At 39.1% G+C, this 21619-nt stretch carries 25 protein-coding genes and 1 pseudogene; 10 read left to right on the forward strand and 16 right to left on the reverse strand.

The genetic code is table 11. The features are described 5' to 3' along the window. Nucleotides 1–523: 523 nt before the first annotated feature. From FTU13_RS11360 to ftsY, 4 genes are all read right to left on the reverse strand, one after another. The gene (locus FTU13_RS11360; protein ID WP_180127291.1) at nucleotides 524–1201 is read right to left on the reverse strand and encodes a DUF2057 domain-containing protein; all 678 of its coding nucleotides are present in this window, start codon (nucleotides 1199–1201) and stop codon (nucleotides 524–526) included. Nucleotides 1202–1384: 183 nt separating this feature from the next. Beyond that, entirely contained in the window at nucleotides 1385–1978 is a 594-nt protein-coding gene (locus tag FTU13_RS11365; protein ID WP_180035761.1) for a nitroreductase family protein, read from the reverse strand. A gap of 211 nt (nucleotides 1979–2189) precedes the next feature. Next, nucleotides 2190–2876, reverse strand: coding sequence for a nitroreductase family protein (locus FTU13_RS11370; protein WP_180127045.1), 687 nt, complete (start codon nucleotides 2874–2876; stop codon nucleotides 2190–2192). A gap of 175 nt (nucleotides 2877–3051) precedes the next feature. After that, on the reverse strand, nucleotides 3052–4158 hold the full coding sequence (gene ftsY, locus FTU13_RS11375; RefSeq protein WP_180127047.1) for a signal recognition particle-docking protein FtsY: 1107 nt from the start codon (nucleotides 4156–4158) through the stop codon (nucleotides 3052–3054). Nucleotides 4159–4408: 250 nt separating this feature from the next. Between ftsY and FTU13_RS11380 the strand changes: the two are divergent. Both FTU13_RS11380 and FTU13_RS11385 read left to right on the forward strand, forming a co-directional pair. After that, nucleotides 4409–5722, forward strand: a pseudogene (locus FTU13_RS11380) (M16 family metallopeptidase); the annotation flags it as partial. Nucleotides 5723–5848: 126 nt separating this feature from the next. Next, on the forward strand, nucleotides 5849–7417 hold the full coding sequence (locus FTU13_RS11385; RefSeq protein WP_180127051.1) for a pitrilysin family protein: 1569 nt from the start codon (nucleotides 5849–5851) through the stop codon (nucleotides 7415–7417). Here FTU13_RS11385 and FTU13_RS11390 read toward each other — a convergent pair. Both FTU13_RS11390 and FTU13_RS11395 read right to left on the reverse strand, forming a co-directional pair. Further along, entirely contained in the window at nucleotides 7341–7664 is a 324-nt protein-coding gene (locus FTU13_RS11390; protein ID WP_078193898.1) for a hypothetical protein, read from the reverse strand. The two genes, FTU13_RS11385 and FTU13_RS11390, sit on opposite strands and share 77 nt — an antisense overlap. Nucleotides 7665–7773: 109 nt before the next feature. Beyond that, on the reverse strand, nucleotides 7774–8133 hold the full coding sequence (locus FTU13_RS11395; RefSeq protein WP_111884936.1) for a hypothetical protein: 360 nt from the start codon (nucleotides 8131–8133) through the stop codon (nucleotides 7774–7776). Nucleotides 8134–8355: 222 nt separating this feature from the next. Between FTU13_RS11395 and FTU13_RS11400 the strand changes: the two genes are divergently transcribed. From FTU13_RS11400 to FTU13_RS11415, 4 genes are all read left to right on the forward strand, one after another. Further along, a complete protein-coding gene (locus FTU13_RS11400; RefSeq protein ID WP_078188494.1) occupies nucleotides 8356–8589 on the forward strand; it encodes a hypothetical protein in 234 nt (77 codons plus the stop codon). Between the two features lie 139 nt (nucleotides 8590–8728). Next, complete coding sequence (locus FTU13_RS11405; RefSeq protein WP_078193900.1) at nucleotides 8729–9106, forward strand: DUF2750 domain-containing protein; 378 nt, start codon at nucleotides 8729–8731, stop codon at nucleotides 9104–9106. 106 nt (nucleotides 9107–9212) lie between these two features. Continuing rightward, nucleotides 9213–9644: a CBS domain-containing protein gene (locus FTU13_RS11410; protein WP_078193901.1), complete on the forward strand. Its 432-nt coding sequence runs from the start codon at nucleotides 9213–9215 to the stop codon at nucleotides 9642–9644. A 121-nt stretch (nucleotides 9645–9765) separates the two neighbouring features. Beyond that, complete coding sequence (locus FTU13_RS11415; protein ID WP_180035767.1) at nucleotides 9766–10116, forward strand: hypothetical protein; 351 nt, start codon at nucleotides 9766–9768, stop codon at nucleotides 10114–10116. Between the two features lie 9 nt (nucleotides 10117–10125). Here the strand turns inward: FTU13_RS11415 and trpB are convergent, their stop codons facing one another. The 10 genes from trpB to FTU13_RS11465 form a co-directional block, all read right to left on the reverse strand. Next, a complete protein-coding gene (gene trpB, locus FTU13_RS11420; protein ID WP_180127055.1) occupies nucleotides 10126–11334 on the reverse strand; it encodes a tryptophan synthase subunit beta in 1209 nt (402 codons plus the stop codon). 127 nt (nucleotides 11335–11461) lie between these two features. Beyond that, a complete protein-coding gene (locus tag FTU13_RS11425) occupies nucleotides 11462–12649 on the reverse strand; it encodes a VWA domain-containing protein (RefSeq protein ID WP_180127057.1) in 1188 nt (395 codons plus the stop codon). Between the two features lie 202 nt (nucleotides 12650–12851). After that, complete coding sequence (locus FTU13_RS11430; RefSeq protein WP_180127059.1) at nucleotides 12852–13304, reverse strand: hypothetical protein; 453 nt, start codon at nucleotides 13302–13304, stop codon at nucleotides 12852–12854. A 79-nt stretch (nucleotides 13305–13383) separates the two neighbouring features. Then, entirely contained in the window at nucleotides 13384–14235 is an 852-nt protein-coding gene (locus tag FTU13_RS11435) for a MoxR family ATPase (protein ID WP_180011248.1), read from the reverse strand. Between the two features lie 21 nt (nucleotides 14236–14256). Next, nucleotides 14257–14640 (reverse strand): hypothetical protein, encoded by a 384-nt coding sequence (locus FTU13_RS11440; RefSeq protein ID WP_111884944.1) that lies wholly within the window; start codon nucleotides 14638–14640, stop codon nucleotides 14257–14259. 21 nt (nucleotides 14641–14661) lie between these two features. Beyond that, nucleotides 14662–14970 carry a YcgL domain-containing protein gene (locus FTU13_RS11445; protein ID WP_180011296.1) on the reverse strand — a complete coding sequence of 103 codons (309 nt, stop codon included), beginning with the start codon at nucleotides 14968–14970 and terminating at the stop codon, nucleotides 14662–14664. A gap of 124 nt (nucleotides 14971–15094) precedes the next feature. Next, a complete protein-coding gene (locus tag FTU13_RS11450; protein ID WP_180127061.1) occupies nucleotides 15095–16237 on the reverse strand; it encodes an HRDC domain-containing protein in 1143 nt (380 codons plus the stop codon). A 201-nt stretch (nucleotides 16238–16438) separates the two neighbouring features. Beyond that, nucleotides 16439–17035 (reverse strand): recombination mediator RecR, encoded by a 597-nt coding sequence (recR, locus tag FTU13_RS11455; RefSeq protein ID WP_078188505.1) that lies wholly within the window; start codon nucleotides 17033–17035, stop codon nucleotides 16439–16441. A gap of 12 nt (nucleotides 17036–17047) precedes the next feature. After that, nucleotides 17048–17377, reverse strand: a complete 330-nt coding sequence (locus tag FTU13_RS11460; protein ID WP_180035772.1) for a YbaB/EbfC family nucleoid-associated protein — start codon at nucleotides 17375–17377, stop codon at nucleotides 17048–17050. Between the two features lie 32 nt (nucleotides 17378–17409). Continuing rightward, nucleotides 17410–18597: an O-succinylhomoserine sulfhydrylase gene (locus FTU13_RS11465; RefSeq protein WP_180090225.1), complete on the reverse strand. Its 1188-nt coding sequence runs from the start codon at nucleotides 18595–18597 to the stop codon at nucleotides 17410–17412. Nucleotides 18598–18739: 142 nt separating this feature from the next. Between FTU13_RS11465 and FTU13_RS11470 the strand changes: the two genes are divergently transcribed. The 4 genes from FTU13_RS11470 (at nucleotide 18740) to FTU13_RS11485 (ending at nucleotide 21527) form a co-directional block, all read left to right on the forward strand. Further along, nucleotides 18740–19834, forward strand: coding sequence for an alpha/beta fold hydrolase (locus tag FTU13_RS11470; protein ID WP_180127063.1), 1095 nt, complete (start codon nucleotides 18740–18742; stop codon nucleotides 19832–19834). Nucleotides 19835–19851: 17 nt separating this feature from the next. Next, the gene (locus FTU13_RS11475; protein ID WP_180127065.1) at nucleotides 19852–20724 is read left to right on the forward strand and encodes an NAD(P)-dependent oxidoreductase; all 873 of its coding nucleotides are present in this window, start codon (nucleotides 19852–19854) and stop codon (nucleotides 20722–20724) included. An 88-nt stretch (nucleotides 20725–20812) separates the two neighbouring features. After that, nucleotides 20813–21082, forward strand: coding sequence for a YARHG domain-containing protein (locus FTU13_RS11480; RefSeq protein ID WP_078188510.1), 270 nt, complete (start codon nucleotides 20813–20815; stop codon nucleotides 21080–21082). A gap of 31 nt (nucleotides 21083–21113) precedes the next feature. After that, nucleotides 21114–21527, forward strand: coding sequence for an HIT family protein (locus tag FTU13_RS11485; RefSeq protein WP_078188511.1), 414 nt, complete (start codon nucleotides 21114–21116; stop codon nucleotides 21525–21527). Nucleotides 21528–21619: the final 92 nt, after the last annotated feature.

A 21619-nucleotide genomic window follows, 5' to 3' on the forward strand; every position in this document is an offset into this window, starting at 1 on the left:
AAACTCTTCAGTTTAAAATCAATAGTACATATAGTGTACCAATCTTGGCTCATCAATTACTGACAAAAATTTGCTCAAATAAACTTCGAGTAATTTCTACCATCAATCAATGAAAATAATTTCGATCAATCAATCAGTAAAAATCCACACAAGTTGTTCTTCATAATCTCTTAATGATCTTCTTAATGCTTCGTCAGCAAATAAGAAACAACATCAAACAACTAAAAACCTTACGTTTATCGCTATCTGCGTTGGTATGCAGCGTATTCTATAGAGTTTCAAAACAAACACAAGCCCCTATCATAGAAATTTCTATAATATTTTGCTTGAATGTGTATTTTTTAAACTAAAAGCAATTTATTGCTTATTTAAAGATCAATATATCCGTATATTTTGCTTTATGAAAGACGAATTTTATAATTCTTGGTGTTTTTTATATTCTTCAATCTAAAAAGCCCGTAATTCAACGGACTTTTCAAATAACACGGATTTTAAGAAAACTAATGAAATTACAAAAGTGACTTTAGTTTGCTTGCTCAGCCAACCAACTCATGAATTTTTGTCGCTCAGCTTTACTAGCCTTCTGCCAAAGCTGAATTAATTGTTGATCTGCCCCATTTTCATTAATAGTTACATTTTTTGGAGTAGCTACAGGAACGGCTACGTTCGTTGGCTTTACTGTTACGGATTGTGCATAAACAGGTGCCGGTTGATTTTCTGGCACAGCTTCTTTCTTCGTAAAATCTACGGCATTACCCAATACACCATTAGAGAAAATCAATTTTTGTTCTTTCTTCGCCCCCGCTTGCTGCACAAGTAATTGATTAGATTTGTCATACAAACCAAATATCGGTTGGTCTTTATATTTTTGCGCAGCATCAAAATCTTTTGGTGCATTGACTAGACCCAAACGATACTCTTGACCATCAATCAGTGATGGAGTACGAATAGCGGCAACACCTGACTTTAATATATCGTGCGAATTATCAGCATGTTGAAAAAATTCGCTATAACGTACCGTTAATACGTTTTCACCTGCATCTAGCTTATATTTCTCGGTAGATCGAAATAAACCACCTGTAACTTCTTGATCATTAACTGCAACTATTTTGATTTCTTCCGGAACAGTCAAAGTTACAGCTGCAAATCCTGCACTACTTAACATCAGCGCTGCAGCAGCAACAGTTAATCTTAAAGTCATCATTATCACTCTTTTATCAATTATTTAGTTTCGATTGCACTATGCAATGCATATGTGACAATCTTATGACATCTCACAATCACTGTATATTTAGTTTCAAGACATTATTTTGATATTCATTCAAGAATTTTGCATATAAAAAAAGGATGCTTAATGCATCCTTTTTAATTCAACACACCATCATTACTTGAATGTTTTGAATCGTTCTTCATCTGCAATAAAGGTTTTTTCACCTGCAGGCGCTTCAATCGAACCGAAAACAAGTTGTGCACGTAGTTTCCATTGATCTGGCACATCAAATGCCGCAGCTGTTTCAGCATCAACAATTGGATTGTAATGTTGTAATGACGCACCAATATTTTTTTCAGCCAAAGCAGTCCAAGTAGCAAATTGAGCAATCGCCGTTGAATGTTCAGACCATACTGGGAAATTATCTGCATAAAGTGCAAATTGTTCTTGGAGAGCTTTGACTACAGCCTGATCTTCATAAAATAATGCTGTACCAAAACCTGCTGCAAAACTATTAATCTTGCCATTAGTTCCTTCAAATGCATCTGCAGGTACAATTTTACGTAAAGTTTCACGTACGATATTCCAGAATTTTTGATGTGCATCACCAAACAGAATAACGACACGAGACGTTTGAGAGTTAAATGATGAAGGACTTAAACGTACAGCATCTTTAATAGTTTGCTCAATTTCATCTTGCGATAAAGTAACGTTATTACCAATAGAATAGATTGTGCGACGTTGTTCGATTTGATTCAAGAATGACATTACAAGACCTCTTTTTATTTTCAATTAGCTGACTAAGTTGAGATTTATAATAGGTGAAGTTTTTAACCGTTGCATGACTATATTTACAACATTGTGTCTTATTTCCAGAACAATCAGTTGTAAGCATCTAAATACCCACAACTCATTTACATACAGATTTTAGTTTACTGCTCTAAAAGCAGAGATCAAAGCAACTTACAGCACATAAAAATTACTCATAAATTCTAAACTGATCTTGATCTTCTGGTTCTAAATGTTCAGGCGCTTGGCCTTCAATTGAACCAAAGACCAACTGCGCACGTAGCAGCCATTGTTTTGAAATATCAAAGTGTTCGGCAACAGCATAATCAATGTGTGGATTATAGTGCTGTAAACATGCGCCTAGACCTGCATCTGCGATCGAAGTCCATACTGCGAATTGGGCCATGCCAGACGTTTGCTCCGACCACACTGGAAAATCTTCTGCACTTAATGGCACTTTCTTTTGTAATTGTTGAATCACGGCTTGATCTTCATAGAAAAGCACAGTTCCTAGGCCAGCTGCACATTGATCTATTTTGAGCGCCACGCCCTCAAAAATATAACTCGCAACATTCTTGCGTTGTACGTCTTTTACTATGTCCCAAAATTTTTGATGAGATTCGCCAAATAAAACCACAATACGTGTGCTTTGCGAATTATATGCAGATGGACAACTTCTTACAGACTCTTGAATCAGTTCCGCCAAATAAGCCTGACTATAATGTACCTTCTTTCCAAGCTCGTAAATACTGCGACGTTTCTTTAGTTGGTCGACAAATGACGCTTCTACTTCTTGGTCAGTATTTTTCTTTTTTAATTTAAAATCTTTAGTGATATCCGCAGTCAATACATGACCAATTTTATCGAGTAACGCCACCCTAAACACCCCAAAGCAATTTTTATATATAAACAACAATTCCTTACTTATTCTAAGGGTTTATTAGGCTGAATTTTGATTATGATTTATTCACATGTTGCTTTTTAAATCAATCAATAAACTCTAAAACAAAAAACTCCGCATTTTGCGGAGTTTATGTGACATTTAACGCATTTTATTTATCAGTTTCAAATAATGCTGCGACAAATGATTTTGCTGAGAATGGACGCAAGTCATCAATTTTCTCACCTACACCAATAAAACGAATTGGCACATGGGTACGGCTTGCAATATTGAATAACACACCACCTTTGGCTGTACCATCCAGTTTAGTAATAGTTAGACCTGTAAGCCCTACTGCCTCGTCAAACATTTCAACTTGGTTAATGGCATTTTGACCTGTGCCTGCATCTACCACCAACATCACTTCATGCGGAGCTGTAGCGTCAATTTTTTGCATTACACGTTTTACTTTAGACAACTCTTGCATGAGGTGTCCTTTGTTATGTAAACGACCTGCAGTGTCTGCAATCAGCACATCTACGCCTTTTGCACGAGCACTTTCAAATGCATCAAAAATAACAGAAGCAGAATCTGCACCATGACCTTGCGCCACAACGGCAATATTATTGCGTTCGCCCCAAATTTGTAATTGTTCTGTCGCTGCTGCACGGAATGTATCACCAGCAGCCAACATTACTTTTTTACCTTCACCTTGTAGTCGTTTCGCCAATTTACCAATTGTGGTGGTTTTACCCACACCATTCACACCAACAACCAAAATCACATACGGATTTTTATTGCTGTCGATATGTAGCGGTTTAACACGTGGTGCAAGTAATGTCACAAGTTCTTCTTGAAGCGCTTTATATAAAGAATGTGAATAGATTAAATCGCCACGTTCAGTACGTTCAGTTAAGTTCGCAATAATCGTTTTGGTTGCATCGACACCAATATCAGCAACCAAAAGTTGCTCTTCAACTTCCTCTAAAAGCTCATCGTCAATTTCCTTTCCACCGATCAGGATATTCACCATGCCGTCTGCCAAGTTCTTACGTGACTTTGCTAGACCTTCTTTCATTCGACTAAAGAAGCCGCCTTTCGCCTTCGAGTCTTCAGTTTCTGACTCTGTTTCTTGTAATGGTGCAGCAACTTCTTGCTGTACTTTCGGTGTCTCGATAATCGGCACATTTACCGCAGGTAAACTCGGTAGCGTGACATCGTCATCACCGATATCAGCATCAATCAAAAATTTATTCTGCCCATGAGATTGCTGTTGCATGCCGAATCCTTGAAAAGCACTGCGTTAAAAAAACCGATTCTATCATAAGTTATCTTAAATTGAGTCGATACACGCCCGTCAGAGCGAAGCACACTAAAAAACAACATGTTGAACTTGCAATCAAAATTAACTTTAGGAAAACTAGATAGCTATAAAATGCATTTTAATGGATTCCTTTGTGTCCCATAAAAACAGATTTTCTCCTTATTTTTTTAAAACTTTATTTCGCTCTGCGCTTCCTATCTGTGTCATCAGCAGTTGCCTTTGGTCTGCACCCAATCTACATGCAGACACACGTACCCAATTAACACGTAGCACCTTTGAAACCACCCTTAAAAATGGTTTAAAGGTCATTATCCGTGAAGACCACCGTGCGCCGATGGTAATGACCCATATTTGGTACCGTGTGGGTAGTAGTGATGAGTCGGGCAATCTATTAGGGATCTCCCACGCGCTCGAACATATGATGTTTAAAGGAACCACCAAAGTTCCTAATGATGAATTTACACGTCTCAGCCGTATCTATGGCGGCAGCATCAACGCTGCAACCTTTACCAATTACACCAATTATTATCAGTTGTATCCTAAAGCCTACTTCCCTATGGCGCTGGAGCTCGAAGCGGATCGTATGAGTAATTTACGATTGCAACAACAAGATTTCGAGCCTGAAATTAAAGTGGTTATGGAAGAACGCAGACAGCGTACAGATGATAACCCTCGTTCTTTGGCTTATGAACGTTTCAAATGGATCTCTTATCCAACCAGTCACTATCGTCAACCCGTCATTGGACACATGAAAAATCTGCAAAACATCAAATTAGCAGATTTAAAACAGTGGTATAAAGATTGGTATACCCCAAACAACGCCATTTTGGTGATTGTCGGTGATGTCGATGCCGAAGCAGCAATACGTCAAGTTCAAAAATACTTTGGTGATATTCCATCACGTAAAACACCTGATCGTAACGATGTGATGGAATTCGAGCGTGTGGGCTATCGTCATATGGAACTAAATTTACCCGTACAAGTGCCCAATTTGTATATGGCGTGGAATGTACGCTCACTAGCTACCGCAAAAAACCCACAAGATGCTTATGCTCTCAATATTATTCGCAATATTTTAGACAGTGGTATTTCATCTCGCCTACAAGACAAACTGGTACGCGATAGAAAATTACTTACGGCTGTAAGTGTTTCTTATGATCCATACAATCGTGGAGACAGCTTGTTTACCATTTCAGCACTCCCTACCGATGGCGTCAAAATGGAACAAGCGCAAAAAGCGATACAAGATGAAATCGACACTTTAAAAACAGAATTAGTCAAAACACCAGAAGTTGAACGTATCACCACACGTTTTGTCTCCAATTTAGTCTATAACCAAGATGACATCAGCAGCCAAGCCAAGACGATCGGTAACTTAGAAGTCAATGGACTCAGTTTCAGGCTAATGGACGAATTACCAAAACTATATGAAAACGTCAGCGCACAAGATATTCAACGTGTCGCAAATGCGTATTTTGTCAAAGAAAATTTAAGCACCATGTATCTGCTTCCAGAACAGACGGAGGTTCCAACAACCTCAAATAAAGCAGATCAAACTACAAAACCAGCTCAAACGGAAGTTGTTACTCCAGAGCAACAGACTAACTCAACCCAAAACACAGAAAGCATCTTGTAAGGATTAGTGATGACTATTACGAAAATTTTATCTCTAAGCTTACTCACTGCGTTTGGCTCACTTCTCCATGCAGAAACTTATACGGAAAATGTTCCCGACCTCAACGATAATCCGAGCCAATTACAATCTATCCCCATGCTACAAAGTTTAAAGAATTTACAGATTGATAAAGACTACCGTGCTCCGCTTGTTCAAGTGCTGAAAAACCGAAATGGCGTAAATAGCCTGTTTGTTGAATCACAAGATCTACCTATGGTGGATATTCAACTGACCTTTAATGCAGGTTCTGCTCGTGATGAAGAAGTCGGAAAAGGCTTGTATGGTGTTGCCAACATGGCTGCACGTTTAATCGATGAAGGCACAGAAAAATACAATGCAACGCAAATTGCCTCGGTTTTTGACCAAATAGGTGCTCAATTTAGCGTACAAGCACATCGAGATATGTTTGTCGTTCGGCTACGCGTATTGTCAGACCCTAAAAAATTAGAACCTGCTTTAAGTATGATGATGGATGTGATTAAAAATGCGACTTTTAAAAACTCCAGTCTCAACTTAGCACTCAGCAATAACCAAGCTGGTCAGAAACAACTCCAAGAAAGCCCAAGTCGCTTAATGAATATTCGTTTCTATCGGGCTGTATACGGCACACACCCATATGCAGAACCGATTACTGGAACCAATGGCAGTATCAAAAAAATCACCCCTGACATTTTAAAGAAGTTTCGTAATCAATTTTTAGTTGCTCAAAACATGAATATTGCCATTACAGGCAAACTCAGCAAAAAAGAAGCACAAAACCTTGCAGAACGTATTTCCGGAAACTTAAACCAAGGTGAAAAAGCTAAGGCACTTGCACAACCAGAAGAAAAAAAAGGCTTTGATATCATCCATCTTCCCTACAATTCCACCCAAGCCAACATCATGTTTGGACATTTAGGAACGACACGTGATAACAAAGATCGATTAGCCCTAGAAGTAGCCAATCGAATGTTTGGTGGTGGAGGTTTTAACTCGATCCTCATGCAAGAGCTTCGCGTTAAACGTGGCTATACTTATGGTGCCTATAGTGCATTTAGCTTTAGCCAAGCACCCGGTATTTTTAGCTTTAGCTATGGAACACGTCAAGATCAGCTGATAGATAGTATTCGAGTTGCGCATAAGGCTTTAAATGATTTTGTCAAAATGCCTATTGATCAAAAACAAATGGAAGAAACCAAAGCAGGCATGCTGCGTGCTTTTCCAAATAATTACAGCAGTAATGCAACGATCAATGCACAGCTTGGTCTATTGGGCTTTTATCATCAAGATCCAGATTATTTGACCCAGTACCCAAAATTATTGGAAAAAATAACTGTAGCTGATGTACAAAATGCGGTTCGTACTTACATGAACCCTGAAAATATGACTGTGATTGTGGTGAGCAAAACCTTAGATAAAAATGAAGTACAGCAGATATTGGAGAAGAATGTACATGCAGCTCCAACCAAGATAATCCCTGCAACTAAAGCTGTTCCTCTGCCAAAGCCGGAAGTTGATGTGCCCGCACAGACTCCATCTGATAAGCATGCATCAATTTAAGATAAGCACCCACACGAATGCGATCTTGCTGTCTCAGCAGCATCGCCATTTCCTGTGTTTCAGGATAACTTTGCTGCAACGCAAGTCGTGACACGTTTTGGTATTGCTGTACAGAAATAGGACGATATAAGGCAATTACAGCCAATACCAAAATCACCACGATCATGACTGAAACAAAGATATTATAAATTTGCTCTAGCTGTATTTTAGATTTGAATTGAATAATTTTTTCTAAATCAATAGTCATACACTACCTCAGGTTCAAAGTAGTGTATGGCTGACGTTCAAGAAGTTCAAGTCACAGCGCTTAAAACTGCATCAGTCCACCGTTTCAGTCTGTGAGTTAGCTAAACAATTTAATGAATAATGGTACGTATCACCGCAAAATAAAGAATCAATGCAATAATCGCCAAAACGATAAATACTGCAAAAATACTCATTCCACCTTCTGCATGCGCTGGATGTAAATCATCATCATCGGCGATTTTGAGTAATTCGCCATTATATGCATTGTAAAATTCTAAACGCTGTGCCTTATCTAAATCCCGTGTGAAATCATATACACGTTTGCGCTGTGCCAAACCAAAATCCCCTAAATGAATTTCTTGATGAAAAATTGCTTCATCAAGATTGCGACGATGTAGATGTGCCAACTCCACAATTTGCGCTAATGTCGGAGGATAATCTAAAGTTAAACCGTCTAAAACTCTTGTCATTTTACTTCTCCTTATTATCTACAACTTCTTGTGATAGTATTTTACTCACGAAAACAATTGTCCATTGTTTAATCATGTAAACTATAGCAAATTAGAAATATTTACGTGAATAGTTGACAATTCAAGATAATTGTAATATTAGTTTAATAATACTTAGTTAAATTAGTTAATAGGGCTAAAGAATGGGCCCTTAATGATCATAATTAGAATAAGGAGTTAAATATGATTCAACAATTCTCTCAACATGAACTCGAACATGTATACGCAAATGCAGTAAACACAATTCAATCTCAAATGAACTTCAGCGATGCAGTTCATGAATTGGAAGATGCAGCTCGTGCTGGACATGGTAAAGCAGCGTTATTTTTGGCTGAACTTTATTATCAAGGCTTCCGCGTAGAACGTGACTCACTCAAAGCGCAATATTGGCAGAACATGGCCACTTTGCAAGCATAACAAAACGTCACTAAGGTGGCGTTTTTTACACCCTTCAACTTTTAACTACATAAATTCTTACAATCAAGTTCAAAGCTTACACAGCTTTTTCATAAGAATTTTCTACAATAGGAGCAACATCAACAACACGCTGCATATGATGTCTAAATTAAAGCAATATAAACCTATTCCAAAAGATTTATTTTATAAAATTAGTATTTTAAAAACCATGATGTACTGTGGAGTCCTTTGGGGTCTCTACCACCAACAAGGTTGGGCAATGACCAGCGATCAAGATCATATTATCTTCCCGTTTTGGCTAAATGGCATTCAAGCGCATAAATATGCCAAAAAGCATTGGCCCAACTACACTCCACGACGCATTACACCACAAGATTTTGAGGCATCGCTATTACCGACATTAACACGTCTTAAAGTTATCCCTGCGTTGCATAGCTCTAGCCACATCCGTCTCAAGCTCACAACCTCGCAAATGCGTTTATTCTTTTTTAACCAAAATAAGATTCAAATGGCATAAAACCCTCAGTGCATGTTTGACCTCTGCATGCACTGAAAAGTATTTGCTTTTTTCAAATTTCGCGCTAATTTAAATTAAACAAAAACTACTATAAAGGAATGAAAATATGACTACAGTTGCCCAAGTACTTAAAGACAAAGCTTATCAAGAAATTTACACCATCACCCCAGATGCGACTGTACTCGAAGCCATTTCCCTGATGGCACAAAAAGGCATTGGTGCCCTCGTTGTGACCCATGAAGGCACAGTTGTTGGGATTTTGTCTGAGCGTGATTACACACGTAAAATCGCCCTGATGGAAAGAACATCTTTCGATACCTCTGTCAGCGAAATTATGACGGGTAGTGTCATCACCGTGACAAGTGCAGCGACTGTCGAAGAATGTTTAGAACTTATGACAGATCGCCATTTACGTCATTTACCTGTCGTTGAGGAACAGAAATTAACTGGCTTAATCTCCATCGGCGACCTTGTAAAAGCAGCAATGGATGATCAACGCAAACTGATCGAACAACTTCAACAATATATTTCTGGCTAAACTCAAAAATCCCCCTTGATAAGCTTTAAGGGGGAGTTCCAAATATCAATAATTTATATAACTCACATTTTGTAATGACATACACATTACAAATTAATTACTTTTCTCAAATTCCTTTCTTATGTTTGAATCCGCTTTAGATAAATTAGACCAACTAGATGCCATCATTTTAGAATTAGAACGCTTAATGTTATCGATGAAAGACGATGAGCTGCTGCAATACCACCGACGTACGATCAATTTAGAGATTGCATCTTCTATCACAGAAATTTTAGATGCAAAGGCAATTATTTATGCACTACATCCTGAGTTAATTTCAATTTCATCAAGCTTTGACCATATTTTTTATAAAAATTACGTCAAAAAAAATATCCCAGTTAAAAACTGGGATACTTCGAATATAGATCGGGCTATACAACTGCAAAAGATTTTTGCGTCATCAACAGATGATGAGCAACTTAGTCTTTTTTAATGGCAGTAATTAATTTAAACCTAATTTTTCAGCCACATAGTCTGAGTCTTTATCGCCACGGCCTGAAACGTTAACGACAATCTTCACATCTTTGGCAAGTTTTGGCGCTTCACGAATTGCCCAAGCAACCGCATGTGAACTTTCTAGTGCAGGAACAATACCTTCCACACGTGAGAGCGTCATGAAGGCATCTAAACATTCTTGGTCTGTCGCTGTTGTATATTCAACACGGCCTAGGTCTTTTAACAAACTATGTTGTGGCCCCACTCCTGGATAGTCCAAACCTGATGCAATTGAATGCACTGGTAATGGTTCACCCTGTTCATCTTCAAGGACATAACATGCCATGCCATGAATTTGACTTGGCTTACCCAATGTCAACGTCGCAGAGTGCATATTGGTATCTAAGCCATGACCAGCCGGCTCTACACCCACAAGTTTAACATCGGTGTCATTGAGGAATGCTGTAAATGCACCAACGGCATTGGATCCACCACCCACGCATGCAACGACATAGTCAGGATTTGCACCAAAACGCTCGTTGGCTTGAACTTTAATTTCATCACCAATAATGGACTGGAAGTCACGGACCATTTTCGGGAATGGATGTGGGCCAACCACTGAACCAATCGCATAAATAAAATTGGTTGGATCTTTTAAGTATTCTTCAAAAGCGCTATCTACTGCATCTTTAAGCGTAGCTGTACCACGAGTAACAGAGATTAGGTTGGCACCTAAAATCTTCATTTTCACCACGTTTGGATGTTCTTTTTCAATATCCACTTGCCCCATGTGAATTTCACATGGAATACCCACCAAGGCACAAGCCGTTGCTAATGCCACACCATGCTGACCTGCACCAGTTTCTGCGATCACTTTGGTTTTACCCATATATTTTGCTAATAATGCTTCGCCAAGGCAGTGGTTAATTTTATGCGCGCCAGTATGGTTAAGGTCTTCACGCTTGAGGTAGATTTGTGCCCCACCTAATTTGTCAGACAAGCGCTTCGCATAAAACAATGGGCTTGGACGTCCAACATAATGTGCAAACAACTCTTTCAATTCATTTTGAAATTCTTCTGTATGACGAATTTGCTCATAAGCAACATTAATGTCATCCATTGCCTGTTTTAAATCTGGTGGAATGAACTGCCCACCGTATTTACCGAAGAAACCTTCTTCATTAGGTAATGCGATACCATTAATTTGATGATCCATCATATTTCCTTCATGTTGTATGCAGAACAAAGACTTTTAAATACTATCCAATTTTGAAAATAAGAAAAAATGCAAAATTGGAGTAAGTAATATAAACATCATTGATAAGAAAAGTATCGTTTTAAAGCTAGCGCGCTAAATATTTCGTCATATCTTCCACTCCTTTTAGAGTCATCGGGAACATATGATCTTCAAAGATTTGTTTAATCGCAGCTATGGTTTGGGTGTAATGCCAATAACTTTCTTCTTCAGGGTTTAACCATGCTGTTTTATCAAAGTGATTGCGTAAGCGCTGTAACCACACCTGACCCGCTTCATCATTCATATACTCCACAGAACCACCTACAGAGTTTAATTCATACGGTGCCATACTCGCATCACCGACCACGATGACACGGTAATCTCGCCCATATGTATTGAATAGATCCCATGTATTCATACGCGTATTTGAACGGCGAATATTGTCTTTCCATACATAGTCATATAAGCAGTTATGAAAATAGAAATACTCTAAAGTTTTAAATTCAGTTTTAGCCGCGGTAAAGAGCTTCTCACATTGGGTAATATGTGAATCCATTGAGCCCCCAACATCAAACAACATCAATACTTTAATGCGGTTACGTCGTTCAGGAACCAACTGCACATCCAAAATACCCTGTTTGGCAGTTTCACGAATGGTTCCGTCGATATCTAGCTCTTCTGCTGCACCTTGGCGGGCAAATTTACGCAAACGACGCAAAGCCATCTGCATCTGACGACTGCCGAGAATCTGCTCATCATCTAGGTTTCGGTATTGACGTTGTTCCCAAACTTTCACCGCAGATCGTTTACGCCCAGGCCCACCAATACGCACACCTTCAGGATGGTCTCCATAGGCACCAAATGGCGAAGTACCACCCGTACCGATCATTCGATTACCACCCTGATGCTTTTTATGCTGCTCACGCAAACGCTCTTCAAGCATTTTCATCAGTTCTTCTAATGAACCAGCTTTTTTTAATTCTTCTCGTTGTTCTGGTGTTAGATGCTTTTCGATGAGTTCAAGATCAAACCAATCCTTTGGCAGTTTATGCACCTGATTTAATAGCTCGTCTAAATCAAAGGTCGATATACCGTCAAAATAGTCCTTCATTGCACGGTCGAACTTATCAAAGTAACGCTCATCTTTGACCATGACGGTTTTTGCAAGCTGATAAAATTCATTTTGATCTGCAAAGACTAGCCCTGCTGCCACTGCTTGGTTCAAGTCAATCAATTCACGAGTTGAAACAGGAACACCGTATTTTCGAAGGGTATAAAACAATCGCACAAACATAGGCGAATAAAATCCAATAAAAATTAAATATCAGGAGGTCAAATCCAGTGTGAATGCATGTGATCTTGTTATTTCATCTGCAACTGAGTCTTGCCTTACATCCACCATTATGAAAAATTGATCCCTACAAGTAAAGCCAAAAGCTTTTACTGCGTGTTCATATACGTTGCCCTACTACCCAAAGAAACACATACAGCATGATTTATTCGCAAATCGTATTTCTATTGTTAAGCGATTGTTTAAGAGTTTCATATTTGTGCTGAACATTGAGGCGATCTTGCTGCAACTGTTCAATAGATACGATTTTATGAAAACCTTGATGGTTTCTATAGCGGTTAAAATCGCTTAGGTTCAAGATCACAAAATCATAGTATTTCAACTCAAGTACAGTTGCAGCACAAGCCTTTTGCTGAATGGCCGTTTGAGCTGCGAGATGATCTGATTGATCGAGGAGTTTTTCTTTAAGTTGATGTTCTGCAACTTGCGCCCAATACGCATCTTGGAGTAGCTGTTGATGCTGCTGTTCAAACTGAGCATCATCCATTGCATAGCTAAAATTAGAAAAATACAAGCACGCAGCCAACAAGAGAACGGTCGGCTTTAATCTCTTAGATACAGCTATATGTACACGAGATACGTATGGGCTTATCTGCATAATTCACCTTTATATTTTTTAATACTCAAAATAAAAGCCGGATAACCGGCTTTTAAATCTTTTAAAGAATTGATATCAATTAACGACGTGACATAAATGCTAAACGTTCAAGCAATTGCACATCTTGTTCGTTCTTAATCAAGGCACCATAAAGTGGTGGAATTGATTTCGATTTATCCGTATTTCGTAAAATATCTTCTGGCATATCATCAGCCATCAGCAAACTCAACCAATCAATCAACTCAGAGGTTGAAGGCGGTTTCTTTAAACCCGGAATTTGACGTAATTTAAAGAAGATTTGTAGTGCTTCAGAGACCAAGGTATTTGAAATATTTTCAAAATGTACATCGATGATTTCACGCATGGTTGCTTCGTCAGGGAATTCAATATAATGAAAGAAACAGCGACGCAAGAAGGCATCTGGAAGTTCTTTTTCATTATTTGAAGTAATGATCACGATTGGACGTTGTGTTGCCGTAATCGTTTCCCCTGTCTCATACACAAAGAAGGACATTTTATCGAGTTCATGCAGCAAATCATTAGGGAATTCGATATCTGCTTTATCAATCTCGTCAATTAGAAGTACACAACGTTCTTCACTAGTGAATGCTTCCCAAAGCTTACCCGGCTTAATATAGTTTTTGATGTCATAAACACGGTCATCGCCCAACTGACTATCACGCAGACGAGATACGGCGTCGTACTCGTACAAACCTTGCTGAGCCTTGGTCGTTGATTTGATATGCCACGTAATGAGCTTAAGCCCTAAGCTTTCAGCCACTTGTTCGGCTAAAAGTGTCTTACCTGTCCCCGGCTCACCTTTAACCAAAAGTGGCTTTTGCAATGAACGTGCAGCTTTTACTGCAAGTTTTAAACTATCGGTCGCAATATATTGATCTGTACCAGTAAATTGTTGAGTTTCAACAGACATGACATAACCTTATTTTTTTATTTAAAGCGGTGAAATTTTCTTGTTTACAACGTGCTGTGGTTTCGCTGCATTGTATTTTGTCCAAAAATAACCGAGGACTAAACCAATACCCACCACAAAGAGAATCAACGATAGATTCAACCAAACCAATGACTGATCTTTTGTTAATACACCAAAAATCAAACCAAAAATCGCAGGTGCGATTGCTGCATTTGAACCTTCAGAAACGGTTGGTGTTAATAAAATAGCAAATACGATAAGCCAACCAATGGCACCGATCGTTTTGGGTAAGCGCTTCATCAGCCCATACCAACACAACAAAGCAATTACAGCCCCACCTAGGTAAACCGTAATTGCAATACTGCTTTCAGGAATTGAGTCCAATACCGATACTACACCATTCATTTTCACAACTCCTGAATTAACTTAAGCGCCGCGCAAGCCTTCTGGCTCAACTGCATTTGGGTCAATTAAACCTTCTGGAGGCATTTGAATAAAGAACCCTTTTGTTTCAATAGAATCTATGACGTGTAATACGTTCACACGTGCAAGTTTGCGTGATTCACTGAGTTCTAGATCCATGACAAATGTGGCACGACCAAATGCTGTACGTAAAGCATCAGGCATTACTGCAAGCGGATCTGTCGCTTCAGTTTCGTTTTCATTAACTTCAGGACGAGCAATATAAAGATACATTTCATCTTTTTTGCTCGATTTGTAGATAGAACAGTACATAATTGAATCAATACTCATTAAACGCAAGGCAAAGGATACATCAAAAAAAAGACTGATACATTAGTGTTTATTAACGCATCAGTCGTGAATTTGTATAAGTGATATTTCTTTAATCAATCAGAACTTATTCCATCACTTTCATTTGACCAGAAAGATAGCTTTCATCGGCATGCAGCACTTCAATTAAAGGCTTCGTCAGTAATTCATAGCGCCAACCCAATAGGTAGCTCGGTAAATCCTGTTCATCATTATGAAAAACCACATGTTGATACAAAGCATTTAACCATTTTTTGCGCATTAAAACTTCTTTAGGCACAGAGGTTTCTTGTACTGCACGCTGAATAACGGTATCGACGCGCGAACCAATATCCTGAGACGAATGACGAATTGGACGTGCCATACGCAGCGGCCATTCAGCTTGTTCAGGTAAAAACTTCAACAAATCTAAAATAATTTTACCATGCTCACGCACAATGTTCGGACGAATGTCTTTCACCGCACTCAATTGAAAATTATTTTTTGGATTTTTTTCAACCATATCAATGATGGTTGAGTTTTTAAGAATAAAGCTACGTGGCTGATTTAAGGCTTTCACCATTTGCTCACGCCAAACGGCCAATTGCTGAATTTGCATGAGCTGTCGACGTGAATGTCGATAATTACCAATATCGTGATACAGCATATGGATCGGCGTTTCAGTGCCAATTTCATAAGTTAAATTTTTGCAGTCCTCAAGCACACAATTTAATAAACTTTTCGCAGCCAATTCATTCTGAATCGTTTGGCTTAAATTCATTAAATAATGTACATCATTCGCTGCATAGTTCAATTGCTCGGCACTGAGTGGACGAGCCAACCAATCTGAACGTGTCTGATCTTTATCTATATCTACATCGAGCATAGTTTTTAAGGCATTTTGATAGCTGACTTGTAAGCCATGCCCTAAAAATGACATCCCAACTTGGGTATCAAATACATTTTCTAAAGACTTATGCTGTGCATAGTGATAAATCAGGTCGATATCTTCACTACAAGCATGAAAAATGTTTTGCTGAGCCGCAAATAATTTTTGCCAGAATTGGCTTAAATCGAGGGTTGTACCATCAAGTAAATACACCTGATTTTGTACATTAATTTGGAAAAGTCCAAGTTTGGGCCACAGGGTATCTACTTTTATAAACTCGGTGTCGAGTCCGTAAATCGAGCTTTGGTCCATAAGATTTAAAACAGAATTTAAATCTGGCTGATTTTGAATGAATTGATACATAAGTTGCTGAGTCTAATTTTAGATGCTCTATGAGCTTATATTAACTGATATATATTATTTATCTATAAGGAAAAACGTTATTTTAGTGACTTATTTCCTTTAATTGGCTTTTTTATTCATTGTAAACAAAAACTTTAATCGTTATTAAGTATAAATAATTAGGTGAATTTTATACAAAGCGAAACGAGTTTCGCTCTATAGTTACTTCATTCGCATTCGGTTATGCACGGCCTGACTTAAAGTATGACTATCCACATATTCAAGCTCACCACCCTGTGGTACACCCTGTGCAATACGGGTCATTTGTATTGGTAAATGCTTGGTCGCTTCAACCAAATAATGTGCTGTCGCTTGACCTTCTACCGTTGCATTGGTCGCCAAGATCACTTCCTGCACTTTACCATCACTTAGTCGTTGAATTAAATAAGGAATACCAATTTCGTCGGGGCCAATACCATCGAGTGGTGACAAATGTCCACCCAATACGTGATATTTCCCTCTAAAACTGCCACTTTGCTCGATTGCCATGACATCTGCAGGAGATTCAACCACACAAAGCAGTTGATCATCACGCTCTGAAGAGACGCAAATGTTGCATACTTCATCTTCAGTCAATGAATGGCAAATGGAACATTCATGAATATAGTTGGTTGCTTCAGTCAAGGCATGTGCCAGACCGACAGCGCCTTCCCTGTTTTTCATGATTAAGTGCAGTGCCATACGTTGAGCCGACTTTGGCCCAACGCTTGGTAAAATACGCAATGCCTGTACAAGTTGATCAAAACGATCACTAAACATTTAACGTATTCCTTAGAATAAACCTGAAAGGCCTGGTGGAAGCCCCATACCCGAGTTTGCAGATTTCAGTTTTTCTTCTGAAATCACTTCAGCTTGACGTGAAGCATCATTCATTGCCGCTGCAATTAAGTCTTCAATCATATCTGTATCATCTTGAAGTAGTTCAGGATTGATTTCAATACGTTTCACCACATGACGCGCAGTCATAGTAACTTTAACCAGACCACCACCTGCTTCAGCGTGAACTTCAACTTGTGCAAGCTCTTCCTTGGCTTTTTTAATGTTGCTCTCAACTTCTTTTTGCATGCGTTGAGCTTGCTGCATGAGCATATTAATGTTCATAAAAATCTCCGAACAAAACTGATGAATTCACTTTAGATAAGATCTAAACCCCGTGAAAGATCGCGAATAATATCATTAATATCTTCTAAACCAACAGATACACGAATTAAACCTTCGCTAATCCCTGCTGCTTTTTTCGCTTCTGCTGACATTCTGCCATGAGAAGTCGTTGCAGGATGGGTAATTGTTGACTTTACATCACCCAAGTTACTTGTAATAGAAAGGAACTTAGTATTATCAATCACTGTCCAAGCGCCTTCACGTTCGCCTTTCACAACAAACGATACAACTCCGCCAAAGCCTTTTTGTTGCTTTTTCGCCAACTCATGACCTTCGTGATTTGGAAGTCCCGCATAGTACACTTTTTCAACTTTCGGGTGCGCATCTAACCATTCAGCTAAAGTTTGAGCACTTGCACAGTGGGCTTTCATACGTAAGCTTAAAGTTTCTAGGCCTTTCAGGAAGATCCATGCATTGAATGGACTCATCGAGTTACCCAGTGTACGAATAACACCTGTAATCTCTTCCATCAATTTTGCACTACCTACAACTGCACCACCGAGCGCGCGACCTTGACCATCAATATATTTTGTTGATGAATAGATCACGAGGTCCGCACCGAATTTAATCGGTTGCTGTAACACCGGTGTACAGAAAGTATTATCGACTGCAAATAATGCCCCATGCGCATGTGCAATATCAGCAATGGCTTGTAAATCCCCTACTTGAGCCAATGGGTTTGACGGTGTTTCAATGAACAATAGGCGTGTAGTTGGGCGAATCGCTTGTTTCCAAGCATCTAAATCTTCCAAATCAACAAAAGTAACGTCAACACCAAATTTGATGACATATTTTTCAAATAGAGAAATGATCGAACCAAAGACAGCACGTGAACACACCACATGATCACCAGCTTTCAAATATGCCAAAGTGATCGCGTGTACGCCCGCCATACCTGAACTTGTCGCAACAGCGGCTTCAGCACCATCCAAAACAGCTAAACGTTTTTCGAAAGCTTGTACAGTTGGATTGGTATAACGTGAATAGGTATTGCCTTCAATTTGACCTGAAAATTTTGCTGCGGCATCTGCTGCACTTTCACAAACAAATGATGAAGTCAGGAAAATTGGCTCACTATGTTCACCCTCAAAAGTACGAGTATGACCTGTACGAATCGCTAAAGTCTCTAATTGGTATTCGATGTCGTCTTGTTGGCTCATCTGTATTACTCAGTCGCGAAGAACTGCCTTTGTGAAGAATTGCCAATATTTTGAGCGTCTAAGCTATTTAAGGTCAAGGTAAAATACGAAATTATCGCTTAGACTTCGACCAATCCTACAAGGACTTAGGCAATTGACAGTTATGCACCCTTTCAAACAGAAATTTCTGGCGCAGCAAAAGAAAATTAAACACCTGTCTAAACGTGTGTTTAATGCAAAATCGCTGGTCCTTTCTCAATCGACACCCTATGAAGTAATTACTGAATATAAACATGCAAAAGTTCGGTATTACGCTTCGCCTGATCGTAAATACAAAGAACCCTTAGTGTTTGTTGCTCCACTGGCCATCAATATGGCGATTTATGATTTGTATCCATATCGCTCATTGGTGAAACATTTTCAACACAGTGGCTTTGATGTCTATTTGCTGGAATGGGGAAAATTAAACTATCAAGATCGTTTCTTAAATTTTCTATCGTTTATTGATGATGTGATTCCACATTGTATTGATCAAATTTGTGAGCATGCAGATAGTCGATACATCTCGCTACACGGTTGGAGTATGGCTGGAGTCTTTGTCACGCTGTATACAGCATTACATCAACCTGAACATGTTAAAAATCTAATGGTGATGGGCGCGCCGATTGATAGCTATGCCTCAGGTCGTATCGGAAAGCTATTTCAAAAAACCAATCGCTTGCTTTCACGTAGTAAGAATTTACAAGATACGGTCTACACTGGGAAAATTCCTAAACATTTTATCCATACACCGGGCGTACTCAATGCGATTGGATTTAAAATCGTTGATCCAATGGGTTGGTTCAAAAGCCAAAAACAATTTTTATCTAACTTAGACAATCTACATGACCTGTATGAACATGCAACCATGGGCGATTTTCTCAATCACATGATTGACTATCCGGGTGGGATTAACCAAGACATGGTGTTCAATGTTTGGCTACAAAATCCACTTAAAAACGGCATTATTCAATTGAAAGATAAAGTTATTAAATTAAAAAATATCCACTGCTCTTTGTTGATTGGCGCGGGTTCTACCGATCAAATCGTTACTGCTGATGCAGCAAGTCCTTTAGGCGAATTGACAAGTAGTCAAGATGTCACGTTTACTCTCATTCCCGGTGGTCACCTCGGCCTAATGTCGAGTCAAAAAAGTGCCAATCAATTTTGGCCAACTTTGACCCAGTGGCTTACACAAAGATCCAGTTTATTGAAATAAAAATTTAGAGGGTAAAGATGATTCAGTCAGTTGCATTTATCGGATTGGGCGCAATGGGTTACCGTATGGCAGCGCACCTACCAAAAAAGTTCGACACGGTTTATGTCTGGAATCGAAACTTTACCAAGGCAGAGCAACATGCTGCTGAATTTGGTACGCAAGCGGTTGCATTAGAGCAAGCAATACAAGCGGACATTATTTTTTCATGCCTACCCATTAGCCAAGATGTTGAAAATTTAATTGCGAGTGTGACGCTGAAATCAGGCTCGATTTGGGTCGACTGTACCAGCGGTGTGCCAGAATCTGCAAAAAAACTCGCTGCTGCCTTAAAGCAGCAAAATGTTGCATTCTTAGATGCCCCTGTGAGTGGACAAACCATTGGCGCTGAAACGGGAACATTAACCGTCATGATTGGTGGTGACAAAGCAGCCTTTGAACGTGCATTACCTGCAATCCAAACATTTGGCAAACTGATTAAACATGTGGGTGAACCGGGTGCGGGTTTTGCCGTTAAAGCTGTAAACAACATGTTAATGGCTGTAAATCTTTGTGCAGTTGCTGAAGGATTCACCACCTTAAAAGCGCATGGCGTGGACTTACATGAAGCACTCGATTGTATTAATGCGTCGAGCGGTAAAAGTAATGTGACTGAAACAGTTTTACCGCAGCGCGTACTGAATCGTAGCTTCCCATTAACCTTTGCACTTCCATTACTTGCAAAAGATACGGGAATTGCTGTTGATCTTGTGCGCCAAGCAAAACTTTCAGCACCTGTGCTCTCTTTGACGCAAAATTTAATCCAAGCAGCAAGCGATCAAGCTGAAGAAAACAGTGATTTTTCAAGCGCTATGATTATGTATGAAAAATGGAGTAAAATTACAATTGAGTAATAACTCGCCATTGAATAACGATAAATAACCATCATATTGTACTCTAGTGTCATAACACACATTGTTACAAATGACAGAGGAAACTCGCATGAACAAATTTACCCTCGCAACTTTGCTAGGTGCTGTAACTTTAATTGGGGCTTCTACTGCTGTTTTAGCATCTGAGCAAGAATGCCAAAAGTTGAAAAATGACCATGACGTGATTTATGCATCGAAAGGTTTTTGCTTTAAAGATCCTGATGCTAAAGCGAAGTTCGGCAATGACAATTGCTACACAACTAAGCCTAAATTTTCAGAAAAAGAGCAACAACGACTTGACGCGATCAAAGATCGTCAGAAAGAATTGAACTGTAAATAATTACGATTCAATTCGCTCAAGGAATTTAGCAATGACTTATGATGATCAAAATATTTTTGCTCGGATTTTACGCGGAGAACTTCCTGCGTTTAAAGTCTATGAAGATGATCAAGTACTCGCTTTTATGGATGTCATGCCACAGGCCGAAGGTCATACGCTCGTAATTCCTAAAACCCCTGCTATTACGCTGCTTGATTTAGATCCAGAAGCGGCTGCTTATACCATTCAGGTTGCTCAAAAAGTTGCGAAAGCAATGGAAAAAGCTTTAGACGTGAAAGGTATCGTATTGATGCAGTTGTCTGGCGCTGCTGCGGGTCAAACTGTTCCGCACGTGCATTTCCACCTAATTCCGACTTCAGTGCATGAATTAGGTAAACATGCCGCACAAATGGGCGATATGGAAAAAATTAAAGCCATTGGCGAAAAAATCAAAGCAGCACTTTAAGTTCAATTGAGTTTAAAGTGATGATAAATGGAGCTTAGGCTCCATTTTTTATATCTACACTATTACGCTAACTATTTTTAGCTTTAAACAAC

Source organism: Acinetobacter sp. YH12064, assembly GCF_013419735.1.
In the GTDB taxonomy this organism is placed as follows: domain Bacteria; phylum Pseudomonadota; class Gammaproteobacteria; order Pseudomonadales; family Moraxellaceae; genus Acinetobacter; species Acinetobacter amyesii.